The organism is Erwinia sp. MYb416, from assembly GCF_037479575.1.
In the GTDB taxonomy this organism is placed as follows: Bacteria; Pseudomonadota; Gammaproteobacteria; order Enterobacterales; family Enterobacteriaceae; genus Erwinia; species Erwinia rhapontici.
This window is the reverse complement of sequence record NZ_JBBGYT010000439.1, coordinates 252,722-276,714: the sequence shown is the minus strand read 5'-3', so window position 1 is coordinate 276,714 and position 23,993 is coordinate 252,722. Positions and strand designations below refer to the sequence as shown.

Here is a 23,993-nt window from a genome sequence, read left to right as displayed (position 1 = left end):
AAAAGATGTCTGTGATTTTCCGCATTGATAACGGCTTGTGGGCTGCTCCGCTAGCTGAACGGAGGCGATGTCCCCGGCGTGGTTAACGTGTCAGTGAAATGTCCTGCTTTGTGTTTCTGTCGGTGATGAAGAGACTCTGACCCGGAAGGCAATAATCAGCGCGGCACTGAACATGATGCATGCCGCTGTGATAAATACCCCCGTCACGCCGTTGATGCCATATATCAGGCCACCGATGGCCGCACCGGCAGCAATGGAGGATTGAACGGCGGCGACCACCATACCTCCCGCACTCTCTGCTTCATCTGGAAGCGTCCGTGCGACCCAGTTTGACCACGCCACCGGTACGCCGCCAAATGCCAGGCCCCACAGCATCACCAGCATCGTGAGCCCCACTATCGATAGTGGCATGATGATCATGCCCAGTGCGGCTGCACCCACCAGAGCGGGCATCATGATGAGCGTCAAACGCAAGCTGCGTTCCATCAGCCATCCCGCCGACAGCGTCCCGCAAAAGTTAGCCAGTCCAAATCCGAGCAACAGTAACGCCAGCCCTTCGGCATTCACCTGTGCGAGACCTTCCAGCGCAGGCCGTATATAGGTAAAAAGCGCGTACTGGCCGGTGTGTGCCAGCACGCACCCCATCATACCGATGCTAACACCAGGCCGTCGCAGCAGAGAAAAGACCGATGCCGTTTTACTCCGAATCAGCGGTGGCATTCCGGGCAGCGTGAAATACTGGAAAAGCAAAGTGACGACACCCACCGCGGCAGCGGCAATAAAGGCGCTACGCCAGCCCCAAATCCCCCCCAGATAGCTTCCCAGCGGCACGGCAACCACCGTACCTACCGCGATACCACTAAAAATGATCGACAGGGCGCGCGGCACCAGCCTTTCTGGCACCAGGCGCATCGCCACCGCCGCAGCCATGCTCCAGAATCCACCCAGTGCGATACCCAGCAAGACGCGCATTGCCAGCAGCATGACAATGCCTGAAGAGAGCGCCACGAGCAGGTTTGAAAAGACCATCAACGCAGTGAAGCTCAACAGTACGGCGCGCTTGTCAAACGCACGCGTAAATCGCGGGACCAGTAATCCGGCAAATAACGCAATGACCGCCGTCGCCGTGACGGCCTGTCCGGCAAGAGATTCGGACACACCAAAATCCTGAGCCATCGGGGTTAATAAACTGGCCGGCAGGTATTCAGCGGTGAGTAGGCCAAAAACGCCCATGGTTAACGAAAACACCGCCCGCCAGGCGGGCCGGATTGGCTCATCGGTGGTTAATACGGCTTTGTGCTGCCTGATAGAGGCTTCATTGGTCATGACTGAGTTTCCAGGTAAAGGGGTTAAAGGATGAAGTCTATTCAGGTGTCGCTGGATGAGCTATGCTCTAAAAGCCTCCTTTATTACCCGAAAACCCGAATATGGTTATGACTTCACCTTTTGCCCTCTCATCTGAACTGATCAGTGAACTGCTTTCTGGACTGCGACTTAACGGTGTGCGGTATCAGCGTATTCAAACGGGCAATACGTTTGGATTGAATTTCCCCTGCCGCCCCGGCCATGCTTACCTGCACTATGTCGCGGTGGGGGATGCGGTGCTTCAGACTGCAAACGGCGATTGTTTCTCGCTTTCAGCCGGGGAAGCCCTGTTTATTCCCCACGGCGGAGAGCACCAGCTAATGTCGGCAACAGCCGCTGACGTGATGGATATCGATGATTTTGAAACGGTACCCCTGGATGAAAACGTGAGTGGCATTGATACCTGTCCCAGCACCCAGGAAACGCCAGGTGCCGTGCTGTTCTTTGGCTGCATGGAAATTGATTTGGGAAGCATGCAACGACTGGCAGGCGTGATGCCTGAGGTTATGCGTGCTGATGCGAAGGGGGCTAACTGGCCGGGACTGATGCATATCCTGGATGCGATGAAGCGTGAGATATGCTCCGGACGCGTGGGCTATGCCGGGATTCTTGCCAGGCTGGCCGATGTGGTTGCGGCGATGTTTATCAGAGGGTGGGTCGAAGGCGGTTGCGGCACCAGCCAGGGGCTCGCTGCAGCACTGCGCGATCCGCGTCTGGCTCGGGCCATCCTGGCGATTCACCGCGAACCGGGCCGCGACTGGAGCGTGGCAGAACTCGCCGCTGAATCGCATATATCCCGATCCGCCTTCGCCGAAAGGTTTCAGACCACGATCGGAATCCCACCGTTGCGGTATGCCACGGAAGTGCGGATGCACCTTGCTGTCCGCTGGTTATCGTCAGAAAAAATCACCGTCGACCTGGTATCCCAGCGGCTGGGCTACTCCTCACAGGCCGCTTTCAGCCGGGCTTTTAAGCGTGTAACAGGCAAGTCTCCCGGCGCAATGCGTATCCTTAACTGACAGAGCGTTATCCTCTGGCCTTTTCTAAACGGATATCAGTGTCATTAATATCCGTTTTATTACCCCAGCCGAGATGCAGATAAACGTTCGCAGCACGGCTGTTCTTATCGGTTTCCAGCCAGGCGATACCATGGTGTTTGAATAATTCCTGCTCAGCGGCCATCACCAGTCTGCGTCCCGCTCCCTTGCCTTCATATTCCGGGAGAACAAATGCCGCAAACAGGCAGCCTTCATCCGGCAAAATCATGGAGAAACCGATGATTTTTTCGCTTTCAACCGCAACCCAGGCGCAAGGGCTGTTCTGAATCATATCGGCCACCAGGCTTTCAGTGATCCCCATCTGGCGCATTTCTTCACGACTCAGATGATTTTCAATAACCGAGGTTCTGACGTCGAAAATACGCTCTACATCAGAAACTCGCGCTGATCGGATAGTGATATTCATTATCATTATTCATCCGGTGAAATGATCGGACTGCTCGCTCACATTGAATATGCTGGCAGTCCGTAGGGTTCCAAAAGCTAACGGGTCAGCTGTTACTTCTTCTTATTCAGCATCGACTGTAAATCCGCAAAAGGATTATAGGTGGCAGCACCCACGTCTTTTTGCGCATCTTCTCCCGCCACAACGGTGGTGCCGTACTGGTCAGCTTCGGTGTACTTCGAGTGTTCGTGGTCATGGCAATACAGGCACAACAACTCCCAGTTACTGCCATCTTCCGGGTTATTGGTGTGATCATGATCCATATGGTGAACCGTTAATTCGCGCAGGTTGGAATAAACGAACTCGCGCGCGCAGCGCCCGCAGACCCACGGATAGATTTTGAGTGCTTTCTCACGGTAGCCGCTTTCCAGCCGTGCGTAGTTTTTGGGGATCAGAGCCATTGCCGATATTACCTGTTCTAAAGGGAGCATTTAACGAGAATGCCTTCAATATATCCCATAATCGAACATAAGGAGAAATCAAACAGGGAAGTGCAGGGAGGCGCTGGGGGGGGGAGGGCACAGTCCGGATTGATCAGATCGCCCAATCCGGACTGCGTTGTTTCAAATGATCGACGGCCTGACGCCGTTATTTCGCCAGCAGTTCTTTACGCACGATTTCTGCGCCTGCACTTAATGCATCCAGCTTGCCGCGTGCAACGCCACGCGGTAACGGGATCATGCCGCAGTTGGTGCAAGGATAGAGCTTGTCGGCATCAACATACTGCAGGGCTTTGCGCAGCGTCGCGGCGACTTCTTCAGGCGTCTCAATGTTATTGGTTGCCACATCAATGGCACCAACCATCACTTTCTTACCGCGAATGAGTTCCATCAGCTCCATAGGAACATGCGAGTTCATACATTCGAGTGAGATAATATCGATATTAGATTTTTGCAATTTCGGGAAAATCTGTTCGTATTGTCTCCACTCGGTGCCCAGCGTCTTTTTCCAGTCGGTATTGGCTTTGATGCCGTAGCCGTAGCAAATATGGACAGCGGTTTCGCATTTAAGCCCTTCGATAGCGCGTTCCAGGGTGGCAATACCCCAGTCATTCACTTCATCGAAGAAAACATTAAATGCAGGCTCATCAAACTGGATAATATCAACGCCGACAGCCTCTAACTCTTTGGCTTCTTCGTTGAGAATTTTGGCAAATTCCCAGGCGAGTTTTTCGCGGCTTTTATAGTGGTTATCATATAGCGTATCGATCATGGTCATCGGGCCCGGCAAGGCCCATTTGATCGGCTTATCGGTTTGCTGACGTAAAAACTTAGCGTCTTCCACAAACACCGACTTCTTGCGGCTGACAGGGCCGACAACGGTTGGCACACTTGCATCATAGCGATCGCGAATTTTAACGATCTCACGTTTCTCAAAATCAACACCCTCAAGGTGCTCAATAAACGTGGTAACAAAATGCTGGCGTGTTTGCTCACCGTCGCTGACGATATCAATACCGGCCTGCTGTTGATCGTCCAGGCACAAACGCAGCGCATCTTTTTTGCCGTCGGCTAATTCCTGATCCTGCAATTTCCACGGGGACCAGAGTTGCTCAGGTTGTGCAATCCATGAAGGCTTAGGTAAGCTGCCAGCCGTGGACGTGGGCAATAACTTTTTCATAATAGAAACCTTGTATTTGTTTAATCAAAGAACGGGATCAGCAGACCATTGTTCAAGAAGAGTTTGATATGGTTTGATGAACTTCTCTTCAGTGAACTTTCCTTGTTCAACAGCCAGCTGGCTACGTTCTTCGCGATCGTAAGTAATGAGCGTTAATGAATGGTCCCGCTGCGTCAGGTTGGGTTGATAATGCTTTCCTGCTGCAGAATTGGCATTGTAAATCTCTGGTCGGTAGATCTTCTGGAACGTCTCCATCGTACTGATGGTGGCGATAAGCTCCAGATCGGTGTAATCATTCACCAGATCCCCTACGAAATAAAAAGCTAACGGCGCAACACTGTTTGCAGGCATGAAATAGCGCGCCTGTAAGCCCATTTTATTGAAATAGTGATCGGTCAGGGACAGTTCATTCTGCTGGTATTCGATGCCCAGAGCAGGATGCTGATAACCCGTCTGATGATAGGTGTTTTTGCTTGAGACGCTCAGGCAAATCACCGGCGCTTTGGAGAAGTTTTCTTTGTAGATATCTGAATCCACAAAGCGTTTAAAGATATTGCCATGCAGGTCGCCAAAGTTAGCGGGGATGCTAAATTCGGGTTGGTTTTTATTATGCTCTGGCAATACCACACTGAAATCATAATCCCGCACGTAAGAGGAAAAGTTATTTCCTACGATACCTTCAATGCGTTCATCTGTTTTCTTATCAATAATATTGGTTTTTAAAATCTCAATCACCGGGAAGCTATCGTTATTGCCTTCGACAGCAATATTCATCTCAACGGAGATGATTTCCAGTTCGACAGCGTAACGATCCCCTTTGGGATTATCCCCATGCGCCAGGGAATTAAAGCGATTGTTCATCATCACTAAGGCGTTGCGCAGGTTTTCCTGGCGTTTTGAACCTCTGGCCAGATTAGCAAAGTTGGTTGTGATACGCGTATTTTCGGATGGATTATAATTCTCATCGAAACAGATTTTTTTTATGGTAAACGCAAAGTTATTATTCATCGTAATCTGGTATCCTAATTTCCGCTACAAACCTGAGCTTACTTCTTGCACTTTTCATGAAGCTGCAATTTTCTTTTCAGGTTCCAACATTCAGCCGTCTGCACACATTCTATAGTGCATATTTTATGCCAGAGTCACTGGGTGAGGGGAAGTGATATAATTTCACAGCAACATGAGCGATTTTCATGATCGCGGGTAGAAGAAGGAAAGAGGTGAGCGGAAGTTCATCATACTCTCCAACCGCTCCGGGTTCACTCACATTCCACGTCCCACTTTGCCTCTTATCCGCCGTCACCTGCCTGCCGTTCCTCGCGTACCCGTAATTTATCGTCCAGACTTACCGCAAAGGCATAGTCTGCGCAGGCATTGTGTTTTACACTGCGCGCTGAAAATTGAGTAGATTAACGATTAAGTAGGCGACAATGGCGATGAACGGCACGATCACAACCTGGTTTAAAGATAAAGGCTTTGTATTTATCAAAGATGAAAACGGCGATAACCGTTATGTCCATGTGATTAAAATCGCCAATCCTGAGCTGATTAAGAAAGATGCGGCGGTGACTTTCGAGCCCACCACCAACAGCAAAGGGCTGTCAGCTTATGATGTGAAAGTGATACCCGAAAGTTCCTACATCTATATCGCGGGGGAGCGCCTGAAGCTCACCTCGATCAAGTCTTACCTGGTGTACAGCGAAGAAGTCCCTGCGGAAACCCGCATTGATAAAGAAAATACGGTGCTATCTGTGGGCATACTGATGAACAGCATCCGGCCAAAATCAGCCACTCAGCCGGGTGAAATGCGTACGGTAAAAAAACTGGCGATCACCACTTTCCAGGGAACAACCCTGATCTTCTCGGAAGATGAGATCGACATCGACAGCACGGTGAAGTTGCTTAAGGTCTGACACCATCCGGACTGATCCCTGTGCCGAAATCCTGCGCCATTGAGCGGAAGGATTTCGGCATCGCTGACGGCCTTTGAGAACGTCCCCTTCACACATTTCCCCACTGCCTGTCATCCGGCGGCACGAAATCATTAACAACAAAAAGCCCGCTCAGGTTTCCCTGAGCGGGCTTCTTAAATTTGGCTCCTCTGACTGGACTCGAACCAGTGACATACGGATTAACAGTCCGCCGTTCTACCGACTGAACTACAGAGGAATTGTTGGAACGGGGCGCATGATATCCAGCAGGGCAGGGGATGTCAAAGGCTGTTTTCACGCTTTAGGTTCAACTGCTGAATAAAGCAGCATACTGAACAAGCCTATGTGATTTTTACCACAAAAATCGTGCTTTTGCGTATTGCGTTGCAGGATGCGGTGGGACTTGCAGCGGCGTTACATTCATTTTCGCCAGGGCGATCACGTTTGTTTCATTTTGACGTTGAATCACAGTGTTGCGAAATATACATTTCATCAATATTGAATTTTTGTTCCATTTCCTGTTCCCTACATCTAAGGATTTATCATGAAAAAAGTCAGAATTGGCCTGATCGGTACCGGTTATATCGGACGCTGCCACGCGATTGCCTACTCTCAGGCGCCGACCGTGTTCAACCTGAAAGGGGAATTGGTTCGTGAGATGCTGGCGGAAGTGAACCCGGAACTGGCCAGCGCGCAGGCGGCCACACTCGGCTTCAATCGTTCAACCGGAGACTGGCGTGAACTGGTTGCGGATGAAAATATCGACGTTGTTGATATCTGTGCCCCTAACTTCCTGCATAAAGAGATGGCGCTGGAAGCCATTCGCCACGGCAAACACGTCTACTCCGAAAAACCCCTTGCGCTGGATGTCGCCGATGCTGAAGAGATGGTGCGTGCAGCCGAAAAAGCCGGGGTGAAAACGCTGGTGGGTTTCAACTATATGAAAAACCCGACCAGCCAGCTGGCGAAAGAGATTATTGCCCGTGGCGAAATCGGCGAGGTGGTGCACTTCTACGGCACGCACAATGAAGATTACCTGGCGAATCCGAACACCCCGCTGGACTGGCATTGTCAGAAAGCGCTGGCGGGCCTCGGCGCACTGGGCGACCTGGCCGCGCATATTGTCAACATGGCGCACTATCTGGTGGGCAACATTGATGAGGTTAGCGGCGATATGATGACGGTCATCAAGCAGCGCCCGGACCCGAAAAATCTGTCCCAGCTGCGTGATGTGGAAAACGAAGATCAGGCCAGCGCACTGCTGCGTTTTGCTAACGGCGCACACGGCGTGATTGAAACCTCGCGTATCGCCTGCGGCAGCAAAATGGGCCTGACCTACGTGGTGACCGGCACCAAAGGCAGCATCCGTTACACCCAGGAGCGCATGGCGGAGCTGGAGCTGTATATCCATGATGACCCGGCCGGTCGCCAGGGCTTTAAAACCATTCTGACTGGCCCGGCGCACCCGGATTATGCGGCGTTCTGTATTTCTGCCGGGCACGGTATTGGCTTTAACGATCAGAAAACGGTGGAAGTGCGCGATTTGATTAACGGGATTGCCGCCGATGACCGTATGTGGCCAGACTTTGCTGAAGGTTTGCAGGTATCGAAAGTGCTGGAGGCGATTGCCCTCTCTGCCGCCGAAGGGCGTTGGATGAAAGTGTAAATTTTTACTCAGGCCGGGCTTGCCCGGCCTTTTTAGCGTAAGCCATTTTTTCCCGCCTCTTCTCCGTTGTCATAAGCGATTTAAATTCCCCGCCATTAAATGTATGATAATAAGACTCATTTTCAATGAAATGGCTAAGATGAAAAAACTGTTCTCCTTCCCGGTGCTGTGTGCACTGCTGGTGGCTGCCGCACTGATCTTTGTTGTATCCGTCCGCAGCTGTTCAACTCAGTATTCAGAGTCGCAACCCGCCTCGCCACCGGCTGCGGCCGCAGCTGTTGCGCCAACAGGCGCACAGCAGGGCTGGCCGCGTACGCTGCAAACCCCTAAAGGGCCACTGACTCTGACTAAGGCCCCGGAACGTATTGTCTCCACCAGCGTGACCATTACCGGAACGCTGCTGGCAATCAATGCGCCGCTGGTCGGTTCCGGCGGCACCAGTCGTAACAGCACGGTGTCGGATGACCAGGGTTTTTTTAAACAATGGAGTGCAGTGGCGAAGCAAGTCAATCTGCAACCCCTCTACATTTCTGAACCGAACGCCGAGGCGATTGCCGCTGCGGCGCCGGACCTGATTGTGATTGCCGCCACGGGCGGTGATTCAGCGTTAAAGCTCTACGATCAGCTGTCGGCTATCGCCCCGACGCTGGTGATCGACTACGGTGATAAAAGCTGGCAACAGCTGGCTGTGCAGTTAGGGGAGATCACCGGGCATGAGAAAGACGCCAGCACCGTGATTGACCGTTTCGAGCAACGGGTGCAGGCGGTGAAGCAGGCGATCACGCTGCCACCCCAGCCGGTTTCCGCGCTGGTTTATTATGAAGATGGCCGCGGTGTGAATTTGTGGACCCTGGCATCAGCGCAGGGCAAGCTGCTGTCGGAACTGGGCTTTACGCTGGCGATGCCACCCGCGGAAGTGCAGGGCGGCACCAGCATGGGTAAGCGTAACGATATTATTCAGCTGTCAGGTGAGAATATGGCGGCCGGTCTCACCGGGAAGAGTATGTTGCTGTTCTCAGCAGATGACGAGACGGTGGGGCGCGTACGGGCCAATCCCTTCCTTGAGCATCTGGAGCCGGTAACGGCTGAGCGGGTCTATGCAATGGGCCCGGATACGTTCCGTCTGGATTATTACAGTGCCAGCAATATGCTGGACAGTATTGAGCGGCATTTTAAGTCCCACTAAGGTGGGATGTCCTCACCCAAATAAACCGCAGAGATCGCCATATTGTGGCAGTTTTAAAACTAACAGCGAGCAACGGTGCTGCGGGGATGGGGCCAGTTTGAGGTAAGCCGGACGTCACGCGACAGGACGTCGCGTGCCGAGGCCCGCAGGGATGCGGCAGTTGCCGATCCGGCGTGCTCAAACTGGCCTCAGACCTGAAGCCGAATGATCAGCCACTCATTTTTGTGGGGATTCATCAGGGGCCTGGTCAGCCGTCGTTGTTTTCACTCTCCCGGCAATAATCCTCTGTTATCACTGAATAATCCCGCGGCGCGAAGGGATGCGGTACACCTTTTATCATCATGAACTCAGAAACAATAATGCGGCGCATCATCCTTCTCTCGGTGGGTGAACGTAATGAGATCTCCACGTTTAACTCACCGGACTCCGGAAATTGATAGTAAGTGTCTGGGATGCATAGCTGATTATTAGCAATTTTTAAAGCAGGGAAATCCCTGTTGAAACCCGACCTCGGCGGTGCATCTCTGTCTCTGATAGAAAGGTAATGTGCGTAATAGTCGCCGGCATTGTTAATCTGGAAACAGAATCCGGCATCCGTTCTGGAAACCTGTCCGATCTCAAGCGAGGGGAAGTGATCTCCCAACCAGCAGCCAGTCAGTAACAAAGAGAGAAGAGCGGGCAGGAGGGGATTATTGATTTTCATATGGCATACATATCCCTGAGTTCATCCATAAGTCATCACTGATGACCGACCGTAACGGCAGGTCGGCCACTACGGTCGGTGGCCGGGCACCAGGATACGTTGCAGGGTTCGACCTTCAGTTCCTGTGGAAACGGTCCGACGGCTTGCACAACGGTGTGGTCAGTCGCTGTTTTTTTCCCTCTCCCGGATATAATCAACCGTTAGCACGGAATAATCCCTCGGTGCGAAGGGATGCGGTACACCCTTTATCGTCCTGAACTCAGATATAATGATGCGGCGTATCATTCTTCTTTCGGTGGGAGAACGTAATGATATATCCACGTTAATTTCACCGTAGTCCGGAAATTGATAGTAAGTGTCTGGGATGCATAGCTGATTATTAGCAACTTTTAAAGCAGGTAACTTGCGGTTGAAACCTGATCTTTCAGGTGCATGTCTGTCTCTGATGGAAAGATAATGTACGTAATAGTCGCCGGCATTGTTAATCTGGAAACAGAATCCGGCGTCCGTTCTGGAAACCTGCCCGACTTCATACGGCGGGAAGTGATCCCCCAACCAGCAGCCAGTCAGCAATAAAGAGAGAAGGGTGGGCAGGAGGGGATTATTGATTTTCATTACAGACTCCATGGGAATGATCGAAGCGTGTATTTATACTGGCTCAATAATTCTTCATCGGATAAATCATCACAGTTAGTACATAAGGTATTTGACTCCCAGTCACCACGTCGGTCAGGCTGTGTAAGGATATAATAATCCGCGATAATCTGGGCTTGTTGCTCCATACCATAAGTGCTAAGCGGCCAGCTGTCTAAAGCATATTCATACTTTGCAGCCCAGCTAGCGAGCCCCCTTAACTTCACTTTCATGCCGTTCTGATATTGCCATACGTGCGAACGCTCATGAATAAAAGTTTGTTGGCGAGTTATATCCGCTCTTGAGAAGTCAGGTCTATAATCCTCCCGAAAATACATTTCTCCATTGGGTGACATCGAGACCCGTTGCAGTTGTAAGCCTAAAGGCAAGTAACTTCCTTTATGGACCCACACTTTGCCGTAGTTTATGGTGTCGCGAAAAATATCTTTCGCCATCTTAATCTCACCCAATGTCATCAGGCGCAGACTTCCATCCTTAGTTTCCTTAAATGGCATACATATCCTTAATTTCATCCATAAGTCATCACTGATGCTCAAGCATAACAACGGCGTATTTTATTGGAAATTCGTTGATGTGCGATTTTCCGCTATCGCCATTTATGAATTCAGCTCATAACGACGGCCTGATTACCGGACATTATCTTCTGATGGCAAACCGCTACTCTACCGTTCTCCCTTTCTGTCCCGATGGATTGTCATGACTGACTCTCAGGCGCATACGCCGTTAGCCACCCCAAAAACCACCGGCTTTACCTTTGTACTGATCCTCAGTGCACTAATGGCCATTACCTCGTTATCGACCGATATTTATCTGCCCGCCATGCCCGTGATGGCGAAGGATTTACAGGGCGATGCGGAGCTGACCATCACCGGCTTTTTAATCGGTTTTTGCATAGCTCAACTGGTCTGGGGACCGATCAGTGACCACTTCGGTCGGCGTTTGCCGATGTGCATCGGTATGGTGCTGTTTGTAATGGGGTCGGTGGGCTGTGCCTTATCCACTGATATCGTGCATATCGTCTTCTGGCGGGTATTTCAGGCGCTGGGTGCCTGTACCGGGCCGATGCTGGCCAGGACGATGATCCGCGATCTCTATAGCCGCAGCCGTGCGGCGCAGATGATGTCCACGCTGATGATCGTCATGGCCATTGCCCCGATAGCCGGGCCGCTGCTGGGGGGGCAGATGATTCACATCGCCTCCTGGCATGCCATTTTCTGGCTGCTGGCGATAATCGGTGCCGTGATGCTGCTGGCAATCGCCTGGCTGCCTGAAACTCTGCCTGAATCAAAACGGGTGAAAGCCTCCCTGTCCGGTGCCTTTCGCAATTATTACCGCTTACTGACGCATGCCACCTTTATGCGCTTCACGCTTTGCGTGACGTTTTATTATGTCGCGGCCTATGCGTTTATTACCGGCTCACCCTTTGTTTACATCTCGTATTTTGGTGTTGAACCCGCGCATTACGGCTGGCTGTTTGCCGTGAATATTGTCGGATTAATGGCGGTCAGCATGGTGAACCGACGGCTGGTACATCGCTATCCGCTGGAAACCCTGCTTAAGTGTGCCGCCTCCGTTGCTGCACTTGCCGCACTGCTATTAGCGGTGGCGACCGGGTCTGGCATGGGCGGGATAGGCCTGATTATCGCGGCGGTATTCGTTTTCTTCTCCATGAACGGCATTATCGCGGCAACATCGACCGCAGCTGCGCTGGATGCTGCGCCGGAGATGGCGGGTTCGGCATCGGCACTGGTGGGATCGTTGCAGTACGGCAGCGGCATTATCTCATCGCTGCTACTGGCGCTGTTTAGCGATGGCACGCCCTGGACCATGGGCTGGATTATCGCACTCTTTACCCTGGCCAGTGCCGTAATGGCACTGACCACGCGCACAACGAAAATAGTCATATAGACTTGATCTACCGGCTGATGAGCGTTGTTCAGGAAAGGGGGGGAATGGCGTTCATTCAGAAAAGAGGTATTCCCGGAAAATAGCTGGATTTAACAACAATAATAAGGCGGGAGCAGCAATGAAAAAGATAGCCATCATCGGGGCGGGACCAACAGGCATTTATACGTTTTACGCACTGCTGGGCAATCCGCAACCGCTGTCTGTCTCTGTCTATGAGCAGGCCGCCGAGGCGGGCGTCGGCATGCCCTACAGCGATGAAGATAACTCGCGGATGATGCTGGCCAATATCGCCAGTATTGAAATTCCGCCTGTTTTTATCACCTATATTGCGTGGCTGCGCACCCTGAGTGACAGCCATCTGGCCCGCTATGGCGTCGAGGCTTCTTCCCTGCATGTGCGGCAGTTCCTGCCGCGGATCCTGCTGGGTGAATATTTCCGCCACCAGTTTCTGGAAATCGTCGCTCAGGCTAAACGTCAGGGTTTTGAAGTCAATATCCACGAAGCGTGCCAGGTGACCGATCTGGAAGCCACCTCCCAGGGCGTGCATATCTGGGCGCAGGGTGAACGCATCCCGGCGCTGTTTGATCTTGCGGTGATTGCCACAGGGCATGTCTGGCCTGATGACAGCAAGGCGACCCGCACCTTTTTCCCCAGCCCCTGGTCCGGGCTTATGGACGCCCGTATTCCCCCCTGTGAAGTCGGCATTATGGGCACGTCGCTGAGTGGCATTGATGCGGCAATGGCAGTGGTGGCTCAGCATGGGACATTTAAAGAAGGCGATGACGAACAGATAACCTTCAGACTGAATAAGGGAAGTGAGCGGCTGAACATCACGCTGATGTCGCGCACAGGCATCCTGCCGGAGGCCGATTTTTATTGCCCGATCCCTTATGAACCGTTGAGCATCGTCACGCCAGAGGCCATCGAAAACGCCATTGCGGAGGGAGCGGACGGCCTGCTTGACCGGGTGTTCGGGCTGATGGTTGAGGAGATGGCACAAAGCGATCCGGCCTGGAGCCAACATATCTCGCTGCGGACGCTGGACGTCGACGGTTTTTCCGCAGCCTGGTTCGCCGATCGGCATCAGCATGACCCTTTTCACTGGGCCTGCGCCAATCTTAATGAAGTCGAGCGCAATAAGCGCGAAAAACACACGGTGGCCTGGCGTTATACCGTGCTGCGTTTACACGAAGCCGTTGAAGAAATCGTCCCTTTTCTCAATGACAAAGACGCGAAAAGATTCAACGGTGGTCTGGCCCGTGTGTTTATCGATAATTATGCCGCTATTCCATCACAGTCGATCCGTCGACTGCTGGCGCTGCGCGAGGCCGGGATCATCAGCATCCAGGCCCTCGGGCAGGATTATCATCTGCACGAAGATGACAACCAGACCGTGATTTCCGCTGAAGGGCAAACGCGGGTGTTTGATGTCTTTATTGATGCCCGCGGGCAAAAACCGCTGAAGACCCGTGACCTGCCATTTCCGACGTTGCGCGCCCAGTTGCAGTCCTGTGGCGATGATATTCCTGACGTCGGTAACGATTACACATTGCTGTCACCGGAGAATGCTCGGGGGCGCATTGCATTCGGTGCCTTGCCTTATTTAATGCACGATCGGCCGTTTGTGCAGGGTATTACTGTCAGTGCGGACATTGGTGCGGCGATAGCGAAGGCGGCCCTGGAGCCGCCCTCACGCACGCGCAGGCGACTGCGTTATATCGACATCTGACGCGCCTGCGTTGATTACTGCTTTGCATTGCCTGGCGTATTCTTCATAATCCCTTGATACGCCATCATTATTTGAGAGCACTATGATCAGGTTTTGGGTTCCGTTTCTGGCCGTGGCATCGGCATCCGTCCTGGCGGCTGAGGTGCCACCTTCCATCAGGCCGCTGGCATTGACGGCGGTGAAAAGCGGCAGCGATCAGTACAACAGTTTGTGTGCCGCTTTAAAAGATCGCTGTAACGCCGGGAAAGAAACCACCTTATGGAAGAGCAAGGCCGATGCGAACACCGTCTATTTAATCAATTCCTCCCCCGAGTTGATGAAGATTGAGAAAACGGGCAGCACCTGGCGCGTGAAAGGAACGTGGGATTTTAGCCCGTATCATCACAGTCACAGTGATAAGAACGAGGGTGATGATGAGCTGTCTGCAAACGGTGTCACACTCTACCCCGCGTTATATCCCCTGAGTAAAAGCCAGCAGGCGGTGGCCCTGGTGTCGCAATGGTCGACGGGGTATTCGGGCGGCGGGCGTGAAGAAAATTACGCCGACTTTATGCAGTTGAATGATGACGGAAGTTACAACGCCGCCTTCAAAGATATTCTGTTTTCCTCCCGTGAAATGATCCGGGCCTGTTTCTCTGAACAGGATTATGCCCGCAAGTCCCATTGTCACGATGAGAGCTGGCGTGTTTTGCAGTTGAAAATACTGGACCAGGGGAAGGCGTACTATGCCTGGGAGTTCATCAACAAATCTTCCGACTGGCCGTCGTTTACCGATAAGTCTGAGATAATCACCACCGTCAGTCGGGAAGTGAAAGTGCCGTTTGCAGAGAGTGCGCAGTAGCAGAGTAAACAGCCTGTGGGGCCATCCGGCAAGGCTGGCTATTTTGGCGCAACCTGGTACAGCCCTAAAAATTAAAGGTATAATCCCCCGCATTATTCAACGGATTTAGAAGCGAACATGACAAAACTCACCTTGCAAGAGCAGATGCTGAAAGCGGGATTAGTCAGCAGCAAAAAAATGGCCAAAGTTCAGAGAACGGTCAAAAAATCTAAGGCTCAGGCCCGTGAGGCCAGAGAAGCGGTAGAAGAGAATAAAAAAGCGCAGATCGAGCGGGATAAGCTGCTCAGTGAACAGCAGAAGCAGGCGGCGTTATCGAAAGAGTATAAAGCGCAGGTGAAGCAGCTGATTGAGATGAACAAAGTCGACATTGCCAAAGGCAACATTGATTTTAATTTCACCGATAACAACCTGATTAAGAAAATCGCCGTCGATAAGGCCACGCAAGCTCAGCTTATCAGCGGTCGCCTCGCCATTGCACGTTTGCTCGGCAACAGCGGCGAAAGCGAATACGTCATCATTCCCGCCGTGGTCGCCGATAAGATTGCGCAGCGCGATGCAGGCAGCATTGTGTTAAATAGCGCCCTGAGCCTGGAAGAGCAAAACGAAGACGATCCGTATGCTGATTTCAAAGTACCTGATGATTTGATGTGGTAAATCAGAACGGCGAGGCATTGCAGGCGTTGATCGGCACTTCGCTGATCGGATGAACAAAATGTAATTCACTGGCGTGCAGCATCATCCGCGGCGTCAGTTCGGTGCCTGGCAACAGGCGACCGCCATACAGATCGCAGCCCAGAATCGGGTGGCCCAGCTGCTGGCAGTGAATGCGTAGCTGGTGGGTGCGCCCGGTCTCCGGGGTGAGCTGTACCCGCGTCACAGGCAGTAACGTCCCGTCTTCCTGCTCCTGAACAATGCGCTCAACGACCCGATAGCGGGAGCGGGCGGGTTTACCGTGGATGGCACAAATCGACATCAGCGGGAACAGCGCCGGATCGCGGGCAATCGCCGCATCAATGATCCCTTCATCATTATCCAGATGCCCGCACAACAGTGCACTGTACACCTTGGTTACCGTACGCTGGCTGAACTGCTGGCAAAGGGCGGCATTGATCGCCTTATTGCGCGCAATCACCATCAGCCCGGAAGTGCCGAAATCAAGCCGGTGGATCAGGGTGCAGCCGGGGAAAAGCTGTACCAGCCGGTGATGCACTGAATCGAGATTGAGCGGATTTTTCCCCGAGAGGCTGAGCAGCCCGGCGGGTTTATTGATCAGCACCAGGTGATCGTCCTGATACAGGACTTCAATCTTGTCATGGCAGGGTGGGGCAATAAAGGTATCGAAAATCACAGACATCAGACTGCCCCGGTAGCGAGTGGGGGCGGATAATAACGAATTTTCAGCCAGCTGGCGAATCTGGCTGTGCGCCCGTGGGCGTCAGCGTGCCGTCACCTCACTTGCAACATAATCAGATAACCATTACCAATCATTCTATTTGCTTGTGTTTGTTTCAAACAGTAACGTTGTTAAAAATAGCGTATTAACGATGGGCTTATTATTAATTTACCTCTGGAAGTAAAATGACGGGGTGAATTATGACAACTTTATCTGGGGTGGGAATGAAGGGATTTTCAAAAGCCATTGCTTTTGCGGCAATGAGCCTGACGGCGTTTAACGTTGCAGCGGCAGAGAATAACAACAGTAATAATATTATTCGCTACGCAATATGGAGCAATCCCAGCGGTAACTTCCATCCCACGCTTTATTTTACTGACTACGATCGCGCGGTTATATTCACTCTGTTTGGCCGCTTGTTTACCCTCGATGAACAGCAAAACCCAAAACCGTCTCTCGCTGAAAAATATGACTACTCGGCTGACGGAAAAACACTGACGCTGCATTTAAAACCGGGCGTGAAATGGCATGATGGCACCGCGTTTACCGCGGAAGATGTCTATTTTACCTATGCCACCGAAGCCGATGCGGGCTTCCCGAAAGACACCCCTGGCTTTGTCAAACACCTGGTGGGTTACGAGGATTACCATATGGGTAAAACGGACCGTTTAGCGGGCATCAAGGTGATTGACGCGCAAACCCTGAGCTTCACCTTTGTAGCCCCGTATGCTGCGGCCTTCTCTCACTTTGCCGACCGTCCGGTGCTGGCCCAACATATCTGGAGCAAAGTCCCGGTTAAAGAGTGGAATAAAGCGACTGACCTGCTGCGCAACCCGGTCGGCACCGGCCCTTACAAGTTTGTCGAGTTTCTCCCGGATCAGTACGTCAAGCTGGAACGCAACGACGACTATTACGGCGGAAAACCGAAAACCAAAACGCTGATATTTAAAGTCTCTAACGCACAGACGGTACAGAATGAGCTGATCAATGGCGACGTTGATATTGCTGAACTCTCATCATGGAATGGCCGCGATTTACAGACGTATAAAAATGCCGGCATTCAGATTATTGAGCAGCCGGGCGTAGGTGCACAGTATTTATCACTGGATACGCGCAATAAAAATCTGTCCGATCGCCGGGTCAGACAGGCGCTGGTCTATGGCATTGACCGACAGGCGATTATCGATAAATTACTCTACGGTCACGCTCAGATATTCAATACCAAAGATAATCCGCACAGCCCTTACTACCCTAAAGCGTTAAATAATTATGCCTATAACCCTGAAAAGGCGAAGGCGTTATTAAAAGAAGCCGGTTGGGCAGACACCAACGGTGATGGCGTTGTCGATAAAGACGGCAAAGATTTCACCCTAACCATTAACTACCCGACAGGGAACCGCACCCGCGAACTCACCGCACCCGTTATTCAGCAAAACCTGAAAAAAATCGGCATCAACGTGGTGCTTAACGTCGCCGACTTCAACGCCACGCTCTCTATTTTGCAGGACAAAGCGCAAGTCTACGATGGCGTGTTGATGGGAGGGACTTTCAGGCCTGGCGAATATGATAACAACTTCTGGTGGGAACGATTCTCCACCCCACAGCTGGACGCTTTCGCCAGTCAGTTTAATGCCACCATCGACCGTGACGCCCTCAAGACCAGCGTTGGCGGGTGGTTAACCGGGATTAATGAAGAAGTGCCGCACGTCTGGCTCTACATCCCCAATATCGGCTACGCCCTGAGTAAGCGAATAACAAGCTATCACTCTTACCCTTATGAACCTTTCGCCGATGTCGCTGGCTGGAGCGTAAAACAGTAACGCATTGCACGGTACAGGGTTTTACAGAGCACCTCTTCTGTAAAACCCGTTCACTTCAGCACGGGATTTTTTATGTTCAGGGTTATTTTTCACAGGTTACTGATCGCTGTTCCGGTGCTTATCGGCATCTCGCTGCTGGTCTTCTTCTTAATACAGTTACAGCCCGGCGATCCGCTGGTCGGCATGATCTCGCCCGAAACAACGCCAGAGCAGAAACAGGAAATGCTGCGTCAGGCTGGCTACCTGGACCCGATATGGCTGCAATACTTGCGCTGGGCTTCGCGAGCGATGGTGGGTGACTTCGGTTACTCCTTACAGAGTGGGGCACCGGTACTCACGCTTATCGGTGAACGGGTCTTCAACACGCTATTGCTGGCGGGCAGTTCGCTGTTGATCACCTTAATCGTGGCGCTGCCGCTGGGGATTTATCTCGGTCTGCGCCGTGGTGCTACGGCGGATATCGCGGTCTCGCTGTTGTCTTTTGTCATCCTCTCCATTCCGGTATTTTTTATTGCCATTTTACTGGTGAAAGTCTTTGCCATGAATCTGCGCTGGTTTCCCGTTTCGGGCGTCTCTACGCTGGGCAGTCACCTTACCGGTTTTGATCATATTGTCGATGTGGCTAAACACCTTGTTTTGCCCGCAGTCACGCTGGCGTTAGGCAACATCGCTATTTTTAGCCGTTACCTGCGTTCCAGCATCAGCGAGTTAATTAACCAGAACTTTATCAAGGCGCTGTTCGCCAGGGGAATGAGGCGATCGGGCGTGATCTATCCGCATTTGCTGAAAAATGCCGCCAAACCGCTGATTACCGTGGTGGGGATGGAGATCCCGGCGCTGCTCTCGGCAACGCTGCTGACCGAGATTATCTTTAACTGGCCGGGCATCGGACGTCTGAGTTTTGATGCTATCCAGTCACGCGATTTTCCCCTGTTGATGGGCATTGTGCTCTTTCTGGCGGTGATCACTTTAGCCATCAATATCCTCGCGGATATTCTCTATGCACTCGCCGACCCGCGAGTAAGGCTGACCCGATGATGCTGAACCATGATGACGCGGCTCTGCGGCCGCGAACCCGGCTGCATCCCCTGCTGAAGGATCACTATTTCGTCAGTGGATTGATTCTACTGACGCTGCTTGCTGCTTTTTCCCTCTTCGCGCCCTGGCTGACACCCTACAACCCCGATGATATGGATCTCTACAATATTGAGGCACCGCCCGGCAGCGAACACTGGCTGGGTACCGATGAGATTGGCCGCGATGTATTCTCGCGGCTGCTCTACGGCGGCCGCGTATCCATCATGGTCGCGCTGGCCGCGGTGCTCTTTCAGGCGGCGATCGGCATCGTACTCGGCAGCATCGCGGGCTATAAAAGCGGTGTGGCCGATATGATCATTATGCGCATCACCGACATCATCATGTGTTTTCCCTTTTACGCGATGGCGATAACTCTCGCCGCCCTGCTGGGTGCCAGCGTCTGGAACGTGATTCTGATCATCGGCGTGCTTCACTGGACGGGCATCGCCCGGCTGGTGCGCGCTGAACTGCTGTCGCTGCGCGAAAGCGGCTATGTTCAGGCCGCAAAATCCATGGGCGTGAGCAGCTTCACGATTGTCTGGCGGCATTTGCTGAGGAATGCCTGCGCGCCCATCGTCGTAAATCTTACCCTCGCGGTGGCGAATGCGATTCTTGCCGAAGCCGCGCTGAGCTTTATTGGGCTGGGCGTCAAACAGCCGCAGCCGTCATGGGGCAACATGCTGTCGGCGGCGCAAAGTATCAGAGTCATTGATGACGAATGGTGGCTGTGGATCCCCCCCGGCTTAACCATTGTGTTGATGGTATTGGCGATCAACTTTATCGGCGAGGGGCTTGCCCGGGTGTTAAATCCACGGCCTGCGGTCCCGGTGAAAGATATCCACCTTCACTCGCTGAAACTCTCCCAAAAAAGGAAAAGCGCATGAGTCAGTCACTGCAGGAAAAAGGCTTTACCGGAAATCTCTCCGCAGAGGAGACCGCTTTTTCGGAAAAAATTGAACAGTGGTTTGAGCAACACCGTGAAGAATTCATTCAGGACCTGCTGCAATGGGTGGCTTATCCGAGCATTGCCGATGAGAAATTAGCGCAGGACGGCAAACCCTATGGTAACGAGGTGGAAGCGATTTTCCAGCACGTTAAAGCGCAGGCGGAGAAGCTGGGCTTTGCCACCGAAGCGCATCAGGGGCACGCGCTGTCTGTGCTGGCGGATAACCGCAACGCGACCCAGGATTTGGGGCTGATCTCGCATCTTGATGTTGTGCCACCTGGCGATAACTGGACCTTTGCGCCGTTCGAACCGTTCCACAAACAGGGTTTCGTTATTGGCCGCGGGGCATCGGATAACAAAGGCCCGGCGCTGCTGGACCTCTACCTGCTGCGTGCCTTCCGCGATCTCGGCGTCTCCCTGCATCACAAGCTGCGCGTGATCTACGGGGGCGCAGAAGAAATTGGTATGGGCGACATGAAATACTTCGCGAAAAACGGGCCGGTTCCGCGCTTTTCCGTGATCACCGATGGCGCATTCCCCGTCAACTATGCGCAAAAAGGCGGTCTGAACCTGATTTTACAGATCCCGACCGGCCCGGTGTTATCCCGTCTGTCGGCGGGCGTGGCGGAAAATGCCGTTCCGGCCAGTGCGACACTGCGTTTGACCGCGACGGACATTGCCACCGTTGACAGCGCGCTTGCCCGATTACCGGCCGGGCTGCGCGAATCGCTGTCGATTACGCCTGACGGCAGCGATGTGCTGCTGGTATCGCATGGCAAATCCGGGCACGCCGCCTTTCCTGAAAACACGCAAAATGCCATCCCGCTGCTGCTGAATGCCGCCGTGGGTGCCGGGCTGCTGGTTGATGCAGATCTCAATGCGGCAACGCTGATTGCGCAGCTGCTGGCCGATCCCTGGGGGCACGGAGCGGGTATTGCCTTTGAAGATGAGCAGACCGGTAAGCTGACGTTGAACGGGGGATTAGCGATCCCGAATGCGCACGGTGTGGCGATCTATCTGGATATTCGCTATCCGATTTTTACCGATAAAGACGGTTTGCTGGCGACGCTGAAACAGACCATTGCGCCGCTGAACGGCAGCTTAACGATCCTGCGTGACGACGTGCCGATGCATGTGTATAAAGACAGCCTGCTGGTGCAGCGCTTGCAGCAAACCTATGACGCGATAGCGGACGCCAAAACCGACCCTTACACCATGGGCGGCGGCACCCATGCGCGGGTATTGCCGAACGCCATCACCTTTGGCCCGGGATTTGGCCGGGGTGCATCGGCGTTGTTTAACGGTGAAAACGTCAGCGAGCGCCCTGACTTTATCCCTGACGGGCATGGCTCTCCGCACGGCCCTGACGAGTTTGTGTCGATTGAAAACCTGAAGCGCGCGTTTAAAGTCTATGCGATCGCCATTCCGCGGTTAGACAGCTGGCTGGCGCAGGGATTAATCGACAATGCCGGATAACACACCGTTACTCCGCATTGAAGGGCTGTCCGTGTGCTATCCGGGGCAGGACGCAGGCGTGACCGCAGTGGATCAGGTCAGCCTGAGTCTCGCTGCCGGAGAAATACTGGCCGTCATCGGCGAGTCGGGGGCTGGAAAATCGGCCATTGCGCAGGCGATCCCGGGATTATTACCGGCGAATGCCATCGTTTCCGGCAAGATCCTGTTTCAGGGTATCGATCTGCTGAGGTTAAATCGTACTGAACTTTCCACCCTCAGAGGGCGGGAGATCGCGATGGTATTTCAGGACCCGACGTCATCGCTCGACCCGGTTTTCTCCGTCGGCACCCAGCTGGATGAGTCGATTGCCCTGTGCGATCCGTCACTCAAGGCTGCACAGCGCAAGGCGCGTGCCATTGAGCTGCTGTCGCAGGTGGGCATTCCGCAGGCGGATAAACGCCTGAAGAACTACCCTCATCAATTCTCAGGTGGCCAGATCCAGCGCATCATGATCGCGATGGCGCTGGCCGGACGCCCGAAGATGCTGATTGCCGATGAGCCGACCACTGCGCTGGACGTGACCACTCAGCAGGAAATACTCGACCTGCTGTTCAGCCTGAACCAGCAGTCCGGTATGGCGCTGCTGCTGATCACCCACGACATGGGCGTGGTCGCTGATATTGCACAGCGGGTGATTGTAATGCGGCACGGAAAAATAGAGGAAAACAGTGCGGCAAAAACCCTGTTCCGCGCGCCTGAAAGTGCCTATACCCGCCAGCTGCTGGCGGCGATCCCATCATCCACATCAACACCGGTCGCCGTTGAGGAAACGTTTGAGGCACTGGTGCGGGTGGATGACGTGCACATCAGTTATCCGGCAGGGTTTGGCAAGCGCCATAATATTGTTAATGGCGTCTCTTTTAACATCGGCAAAGGCGAGTTCCTCGGCCTGCTGGGGGAGTCCGGATCGGGGAAGACCACCCTGGGTCGCAGCCTGCTGGGCATCATTAAACCGCACCAGGGAACGCTGACGCTGGCGGGCGAGGCGATTTATCATCCCAGCCGCACGCGCAGCAAAGCGATTAAATCGCAGGTTGGGGCTATTTTCCAGAACCCGCTTAGCTCGCTGAATCCCCGCATGACGCTCGGCCAGTCGATTGCTGAACCCTTGCGCACGCACACCACGTTAAAAGAGGCGGCGATCCTCAAGCGGGTGACGTCATTAATCACGGAGGTTGGGCTTCCCGCCGAATGGCAGCAGAAATATCCGTATGAGATTTCAGGCGGGCAGTGCCAGCGCATTGCGATTGCCCGTGCGCTGGCGCTGAACCCGCAGCTATTAATTGCTGACGAACCCACCTCGGCACTGGATGTCTCTATCCAGGAAAGCATCCTCACACTGCTGCGCAATCTGCAAAAGGAGTATCAGTTTGCCTGCTTGTTTATCAGCCACGACCTGGCGGTGGTGCGCAGCCTGTGCCAGTCGGTGCTGGTATTGAAAGACGGTCATGTGGTTGAGCAGGGGCGGGTCAGTGAGTTGTTCTCCCGGCCTGCCAGTGACTATACGCGATCGCTGATCGACAGCATTCCTTTTGCCGATCCGCAGCATCAGAAAAAAAAACGCCGCCAGCGAGCGCCGTGGCTTTTTGCTCACCCCTGGGAACTTGTGACCTGACAGTGCCGTGTCAGTGTTTTTATGAAAAAGAGGATGGCGCACAGGATAATATTTACCGCGTCCTCCCACTTATTTACCCTCAGCCCTGGATTGTTTAATAACAGGGAAATGTGATGGAAAACGGTTTTTGTATTGCCATGACCCCGGTGCAACTGGCCGCAGTCATGGAGAATGAATCGGTAATGAAGAAACAACGATATAATAATAAACACTACTACATAGCAACAGCTTACCCGGTGCTTTAAAAATTAAAAAAATTCACAACTATCAGTACCTTTTTTATCTTTTTTTTTGGACAGGATAGCGATGAATATGGCGAAACTTATCAAGAGATTGTCGATTCTGCTTTTAAGATTTATGTTGAAGATGGTGGTCATTATCTCGATAACCTGATTACCAATATTGACGACTTCCGCCAATGTTACCCGGATAATGAATCCGCAGTTGTTGCCCTGAATGAACTTACCGACGGCTCTGTGGGGGATACGAGATATCACACACCAACACTTCTTGGCTTCCTG

Annotated in this window: 23 protein-coding genes and 1 tRNA gene; 14 read left to right on the top strand and 10 right to left on the bottom strand. The window is 52.8% G+C overall.

All coding sequences use genetic code 11. The annotated features are described in order from the left end of the window. Positions 1 to 90: 90 nt before the first annotated feature. Positions 91 to 1,326: an MFS transporter gene (locus tag WH277_RS20095; protein ID WP_339506629.1), complete on the bottom strand. Its 1,236-nt coding sequence runs from the start codon at positions 1,324 to 1,326 to the stop codon at positions 91 to 93. Positions 1,327 to 1,433: 107 nt separating this feature from the next. On the opposite strand from WH277_RS20095, the gene WH277_RS20090 reads away from it, so the two are divergent. Continuing rightward, positions 1,434 to 2,384 (top strand): AraC family transcriptional regulator, encoded by a 951-nt coding sequence (locus WH277_RS20090; RefSeq protein WP_339506627.1) that lies wholly within the window; start codon positions 1,434 to 1,436, stop codon positions 2,382 to 2,384. 7 nt (positions 2,385 to 2,391) lie between these two features. On the opposite strand, the gene WH277_RS20085 is transcribed toward WH277_RS20090, so the two are convergent. The 4 genes from WH277_RS20085 to WH277_RS20070 form a co-directional block, all read right to left on the bottom strand. Continuing rightward, entirely contained in the window at positions 2,392 to 2,829 is a 438-nt protein-coding gene (locus WH277_RS20085) for a GNAT family N-acetyltransferase (RefSeq protein ID WP_133841621.1), read from the bottom strand. Between the two features lie 92 nt (positions 2,830 to 2,921). Beyond that, the gene (yajD, locus tag WH277_RS20080; RefSeq protein WP_133841622.1) at positions 2,922 to 3,269 is read right to left on the bottom strand and encodes an HNH nuclease YajD; all 348 of its coding nucleotides are present in this window, start codon (positions 3,267 to 3,269) and stop codon (positions 2,922 to 2,924) included. Between the two features lie 187 nt (positions 3,270 to 3,456). Next, on the bottom strand, positions 3,457 to 4,488 hold the full coding sequence (locus WH277_RS20075; RefSeq protein WP_133841623.1) for a methionine synthase: 1,032 nt from the start codon (positions 4,486 to 4,488) through the stop codon (positions 3,457 to 3,459). Between the two features lie 24 nt (positions 4,489 to 4,512). Further along, entirely contained in the window at positions 4,513 to 5,496 is a 984-nt protein-coding gene (locus WH277_RS20070; protein ID WP_133841624.1) for a DUF1852 domain-containing protein, read from the bottom strand. Positions 5,497 to 5,918: 422 nt separating this feature from the next. Here WH277_RS20070 and WH277_RS20065 point away from each other — a divergent pair, with 422 nt between their 5' ends. Then, positions 5,919 to 6,401 (top strand): cold-shock protein, encoded by a 483-nt coding sequence (locus WH277_RS20065; RefSeq protein ID WP_339506624.1) that lies wholly within the window; start codon positions 5,919 to 5,921, stop codon positions 6,399 to 6,401. Positions 6,402 to 6,581: 180 nt separating this feature from the next. Here WH277_RS20065 and WH277_RS20060 read toward each other — a convergent pair. After that, positions 6,582 to 6,657, bottom strand: a tRNA-Asn gene (locus tag WH277_RS20060). A gap of 306 nt (positions 6,658 to 6,963) precedes the next feature. On the opposite strand from WH277_RS20060, the gene WH277_RS20055 reads away from it, so the two are divergent. Both WH277_RS20055 and fepB read left to right on the top strand, forming a co-directional pair. Continuing rightward, positions 6,964 to 8,085: a Gfo/Idh/MocA family protein gene (locus WH277_RS20055; protein WP_133841626.1), complete on the top strand. Its 1,122-nt coding sequence runs from the start codon at positions 6,964 to 6,966 to the stop codon at positions 8,083 to 8,085. Positions 8,086 to 8,224: 139 nt separating this feature from the next. Next, positions 8,225 to 9,271: a Fe2+-enterobactin ABC transporter substrate-binding protein gene (fepB, locus tag WH277_RS20050; protein WP_133841627.1), complete on the top strand. Its 1,047-nt coding sequence runs from the start codon at positions 8,225 to 8,227 to the stop codon at positions 9,269 to 9,271. 247 nt (positions 9,272 to 9,518) lie between these two features. Here fepB and WH277_RS20045 read toward each other — a convergent pair whose 3' ends face one another. The 3 genes from WH277_RS20045 to WH277_RS20035 all read right to left on the bottom strand — a co-directional run bounded on the left by WH277_RS20045 (position 9,519) and on the right by WH277_RS20035 (position 11,122). Beyond that, positions 9,519 to 9,974, bottom strand: a complete 456-nt coding sequence (locus WH277_RS20045) for a putative T6SS immunity periplasmic lipoprotein (RefSeq protein ID WP_339506622.1) — start codon at positions 9,972 to 9,974, stop codon at positions 9,519 to 9,521. Positions 9,975 to 10,133: 159 nt separating this feature from the next. Next, on the bottom strand, positions 10,134 to 10,589 hold the full coding sequence (locus tag WH277_RS20040) for a putative T6SS immunity periplasmic lipoprotein (RefSeq protein ID WP_212812992.1): 456 nt from the start codon (positions 10,587 to 10,589) through the stop codon (positions 10,134 to 10,136). Next, positions 10,589 to 11,122 (bottom strand): type IV secretion protein Rhs, encoded by a 534-nt coding sequence (locus WH277_RS20035; RefSeq protein ID WP_339506620.1) that lies wholly within the window; start codon positions 11,120 to 11,122, stop codon positions 10,589 to 10,591. The genes WH277_RS20040 and WH277_RS20035 overlap by 1 nt, the downstream gene beginning before the upstream one ends. Before the next feature lie 202 nt (positions 11,123 to 11,324). Here WH277_RS20035 and WH277_RS20030 point away from each other — a divergent pair, with 202 nt between their 5' ends. The 4 genes from WH277_RS20030 to WH277_RS20015 all read left to right on the top strand — a co-directional run bounded on the left by WH277_RS20030 (position 11,325) and on the right by WH277_RS20015 (position 15,760). Next, the gene (locus tag WH277_RS20030) at positions 11,325 to 12,536 is read left to right on the top strand and encodes a multidrug effflux MFS transporter (RefSeq protein ID WP_339506618.1); all 1,212 of its coding nucleotides are present in this window, start codon (positions 11,325 to 11,327) and stop codon (positions 12,534 to 12,536) included. Between the two features lie 118 nt (positions 12,537 to 12,654). Then, on the top strand, positions 12,655 to 14,265 hold the full coding sequence (locus WH277_RS20025; RefSeq protein WP_339506616.1) for an FAD-NAD(P)-binding protein: 1,611 nt from the start codon (positions 12,655 to 12,657) through the stop codon (positions 14,263 to 14,265). An 82-nt stretch (positions 14,266 to 14,347) separates the two neighbouring features. After that, the gene (locus WH277_RS20020) at positions 14,348 to 15,106 is read left to right on the top strand and encodes a hypothetical protein (protein WP_339506615.1); all 759 of its coding nucleotides are present in this window, start codon (positions 14,348 to 14,350) and stop codon (positions 15,104 to 15,106) included. 117 nt (positions 15,107 to 15,223) lie between these two features. Further along, a complete protein-coding gene (locus WH277_RS20015) occupies positions 15,224 to 15,760 on the top strand; it encodes a DUF2058 domain-containing protein (protein WP_133841633.1) in 537 nt (178 codons plus the stop codon). Between the two features lies 1 nt (position 15,761). On the opposite strand, the gene WH277_RS20010 is transcribed toward WH277_RS20015, so the two are convergent. Next, complete coding sequence (locus tag WH277_RS20010; protein WP_133841634.1) at positions 15,762 to 16,460, bottom strand: RluA family pseudouridine synthase; 699 nt, start codon at positions 16,458 to 16,460, stop codon at positions 15,762 to 15,764. 239 nt (positions 16,461 to 16,699) lie between these two features. On the opposite strand from WH277_RS20010, the gene WH277_RS20005 reads away from it, so the two are divergent. The 6 genes from WH277_RS20005 to WH277_RS19980 all read left to right on the top strand — a co-directional run bounded on the left by WH277_RS20005 (position 16,700) and on the right by WH277_RS19980 (position 23,717). After that, positions 16,700 to 18,319 carry an ABC transporter substrate-binding protein gene (locus WH277_RS20005; RefSeq protein WP_241008277.1) on the top strand — a complete coding sequence of 540 codons (1,620 nt, stop codon included), beginning with the start codon at positions 16,700 to 16,702 and terminating at the stop codon, positions 18,317 to 18,319. A gap of 72 nt (positions 18,320 to 18,391) precedes the next feature. Then, positions 18,392 to 19,357: an ABC transporter permease gene (locus WH277_RS20000; RefSeq protein WP_133841635.1), complete on the top strand. Its 966-nt coding sequence runs from the start codon at positions 18,392 to 18,394 to the stop codon at positions 19,355 to 19,357. Then, positions 19,354 to 20,280: an oligopeptide ABC transporter permease gene (gene opp4C, locus WH277_RS19995; protein ID WP_205945486.1), complete on the top strand. Its 927-nt coding sequence runs from the start codon at positions 19,354 to 19,356 to the stop codon at positions 20,278 to 20,280. Before WH277_RS20000 ends, opp4C begins: the two co-directional genes overlap by 4 nt. After that, positions 20,277 to 21,818 (top strand): Sapep family Mn(2+)-dependent dipeptidase, encoded by a 1,542-nt coding sequence (locus tag WH277_RS19990; protein WP_339506610.1) that lies wholly within the window; start codon positions 20,277 to 20,279, stop codon positions 21,816 to 21,818. Before opp4C ends, WH277_RS19990 begins: the two co-directional genes overlap by 4 nt. Continuing rightward, the gene (locus WH277_RS19985) at positions 21,808 to 23,472 is read left to right on the top strand and encodes an ABC transporter ATP-binding protein (protein ID WP_339506608.1); all 1,665 of its coding nucleotides are present in this window, start codon (positions 21,808 to 21,810) and stop codon (positions 23,470 to 23,472) included. Before WH277_RS19990 ends, WH277_RS19985 begins: the two co-directional genes overlap by 11 nt. Before the next feature lie 113 nt (positions 23,473 to 23,585). After that, positions 23,586 to 23,717, top strand: coding sequence for a hypothetical protein (locus WH277_RS19980; protein ID WP_339506606.1), 132 nt, complete (start codon positions 23,586 to 23,588; stop codon positions 23,715 to 23,717). Positions 23,718 to 23,993: the final 276 nt, after the last annotated feature.

Excerpts from the sequence above, each read along its gene's own strand:
- WH277_RS20095 (WP_339506629.1), bottom strand. The coding sequence starts at position 1,326 with ATGACCAATGAAGCCTCTATCAGGCAGCACAAAGCCGTATTAACCACC.
- WH277_RS20090 (WP_339506627.1), top strand. The coding sequence starts at position 1,434 with ATGACTTCACCTTTTGCCCTCTCATCTGAACTGATCAGTGAACTGCTT.
- WH277_RS20085 (WP_133841621.1), bottom strand. The coding sequence starts at position 2,829 with ATGAATATCACTATCCGATCAGCGCGAGTTTCTGATGTAGAGCGTATT.
- yajD (WP_133841622.1), bottom strand. The coding sequence starts at position 3,269 with ATGGCTCTGATCCCCAAAAACTACGCACGGCTGGAAAGCGGCTACCGT.
- WH277_RS20075 (WP_133841623.1), bottom strand. The coding sequence starts at position 4,488 with ATGAAAAAGTTATTGCCCACGTCCACGGCTGGCAGCTTACCTAAGCCT.
- WH277_RS20070 (WP_133841624.1), bottom strand. The coding sequence starts at position 5,496 with ATGAATAATAACTTTGCGTTTACCATAAAAAAAATCTGTTTCGATGAG.
- WH277_RS20065 (WP_339506624.1), top strand. The coding sequence starts at position 5,919 with ATGGCGATGAACGGCACGATCACAACCTGGTTTAAAGATAAAGGCTTT.
- WH277_RS20055 (WP_133841626.1), top strand. The coding sequence starts at position 6,964 with ATGAAAAAAGTCAGAATTGGCCTGATCGGTACCGGTTATATCGGACGC.
- fepB (WP_133841627.1), top strand. The coding sequence starts at position 8,225 with ATGAAAAAACTGTTCTCCTTCCCGGTGCTGTGTGCACTGCTGGTGGCT.
- WH277_RS20045 (WP_339506622.1), bottom strand. The coding sequence starts at position 9,974 with ATGAAAATCAATAATCCCCTCCTGCCCGCTCTTCTCTCTTTGTTACTG.
- WH277_RS20040 (WP_212812992.1), bottom strand. The coding sequence starts at position 10,589 with ATGAAAATCAATAATCCCCTCCTGCCCACCCTTCTCTCTTTATTGCTG.
- WH277_RS20035 (WP_339506620.1), bottom strand. The coding sequence starts at position 11,122 with ATGCCATTTAAGGAAACTAAGGATGGAAGTCTGCGCCTGATGACATTG.
- WH277_RS20030 (WP_339506618.1), top strand. The coding sequence starts at position 11,325 with ATGACTGACTCTCAGGCGCATACGCCGTTAGCCACCCCAAAAACCACC.
- WH277_RS20025 (WP_339506616.1), top strand. The coding sequence starts at position 12,655 with ATGAAAAAGATAGCCATCATCGGGGCGGGACCAACAGGCATTTATACG.
- WH277_RS20020 (WP_339506615.1), top strand. The coding sequence starts at position 14,348 with ATGATCAGGTTTTGGGTTCCGTTTCTGGCCGTGGCATCGGCATCCGTC.
- WH277_RS20015 (WP_133841633.1), top strand. The coding sequence starts at position 15,224 with ATGACAAAACTCACCTTGCAAGAGCAGATGCTGAAAGCGGGATTAGTC.
- WH277_RS20010 (WP_133841634.1), bottom strand. The coding sequence starts at position 16,460 with ATGTCTGTGATTTTCGATACCTTTATTGCCCCACCCTGCCATGACAAG.
- WH277_RS20005 (WP_241008277.1), top strand. The coding sequence starts at position 16,700 with ATGACAACTTTATCTGGGGTGGGAATGAAGGGATTTTCAAAAGCCATT.
- WH277_RS20000 (WP_133841635.1), top strand. The coding sequence starts at position 18,392 with ATGTTCAGGGTTATTTTTCACAGGTTACTGATCGCTGTTCCGGTGCTT.
- opp4C (WP_205945486.1), top strand. The coding sequence starts at position 19,354 with ATGATGCTGAACCATGATGACGCGGCTCTGCGGCCGCGAACCCGGCTG.
- WH277_RS19990 (WP_339506610.1), top strand. The coding sequence starts at position 20,277 with ATGAGTCAGTCACTGCAGGAAAAAGGCTTTACCGGAAATCTCTCCGCA.
- WH277_RS19985 (WP_339506608.1), top strand. The coding sequence starts at position 21,808 with ATGCCGGATAACACACCGTTACTCCGCATTGAAGGGCTGTCCGTGTGC.
- WH277_RS19980 (WP_339506606.1), top strand. The coding sequence starts at position 23,586 with ATGGAAAACGGTTTTTGTATTGCCATGACCCCGGTGCAACTGGCCGCA.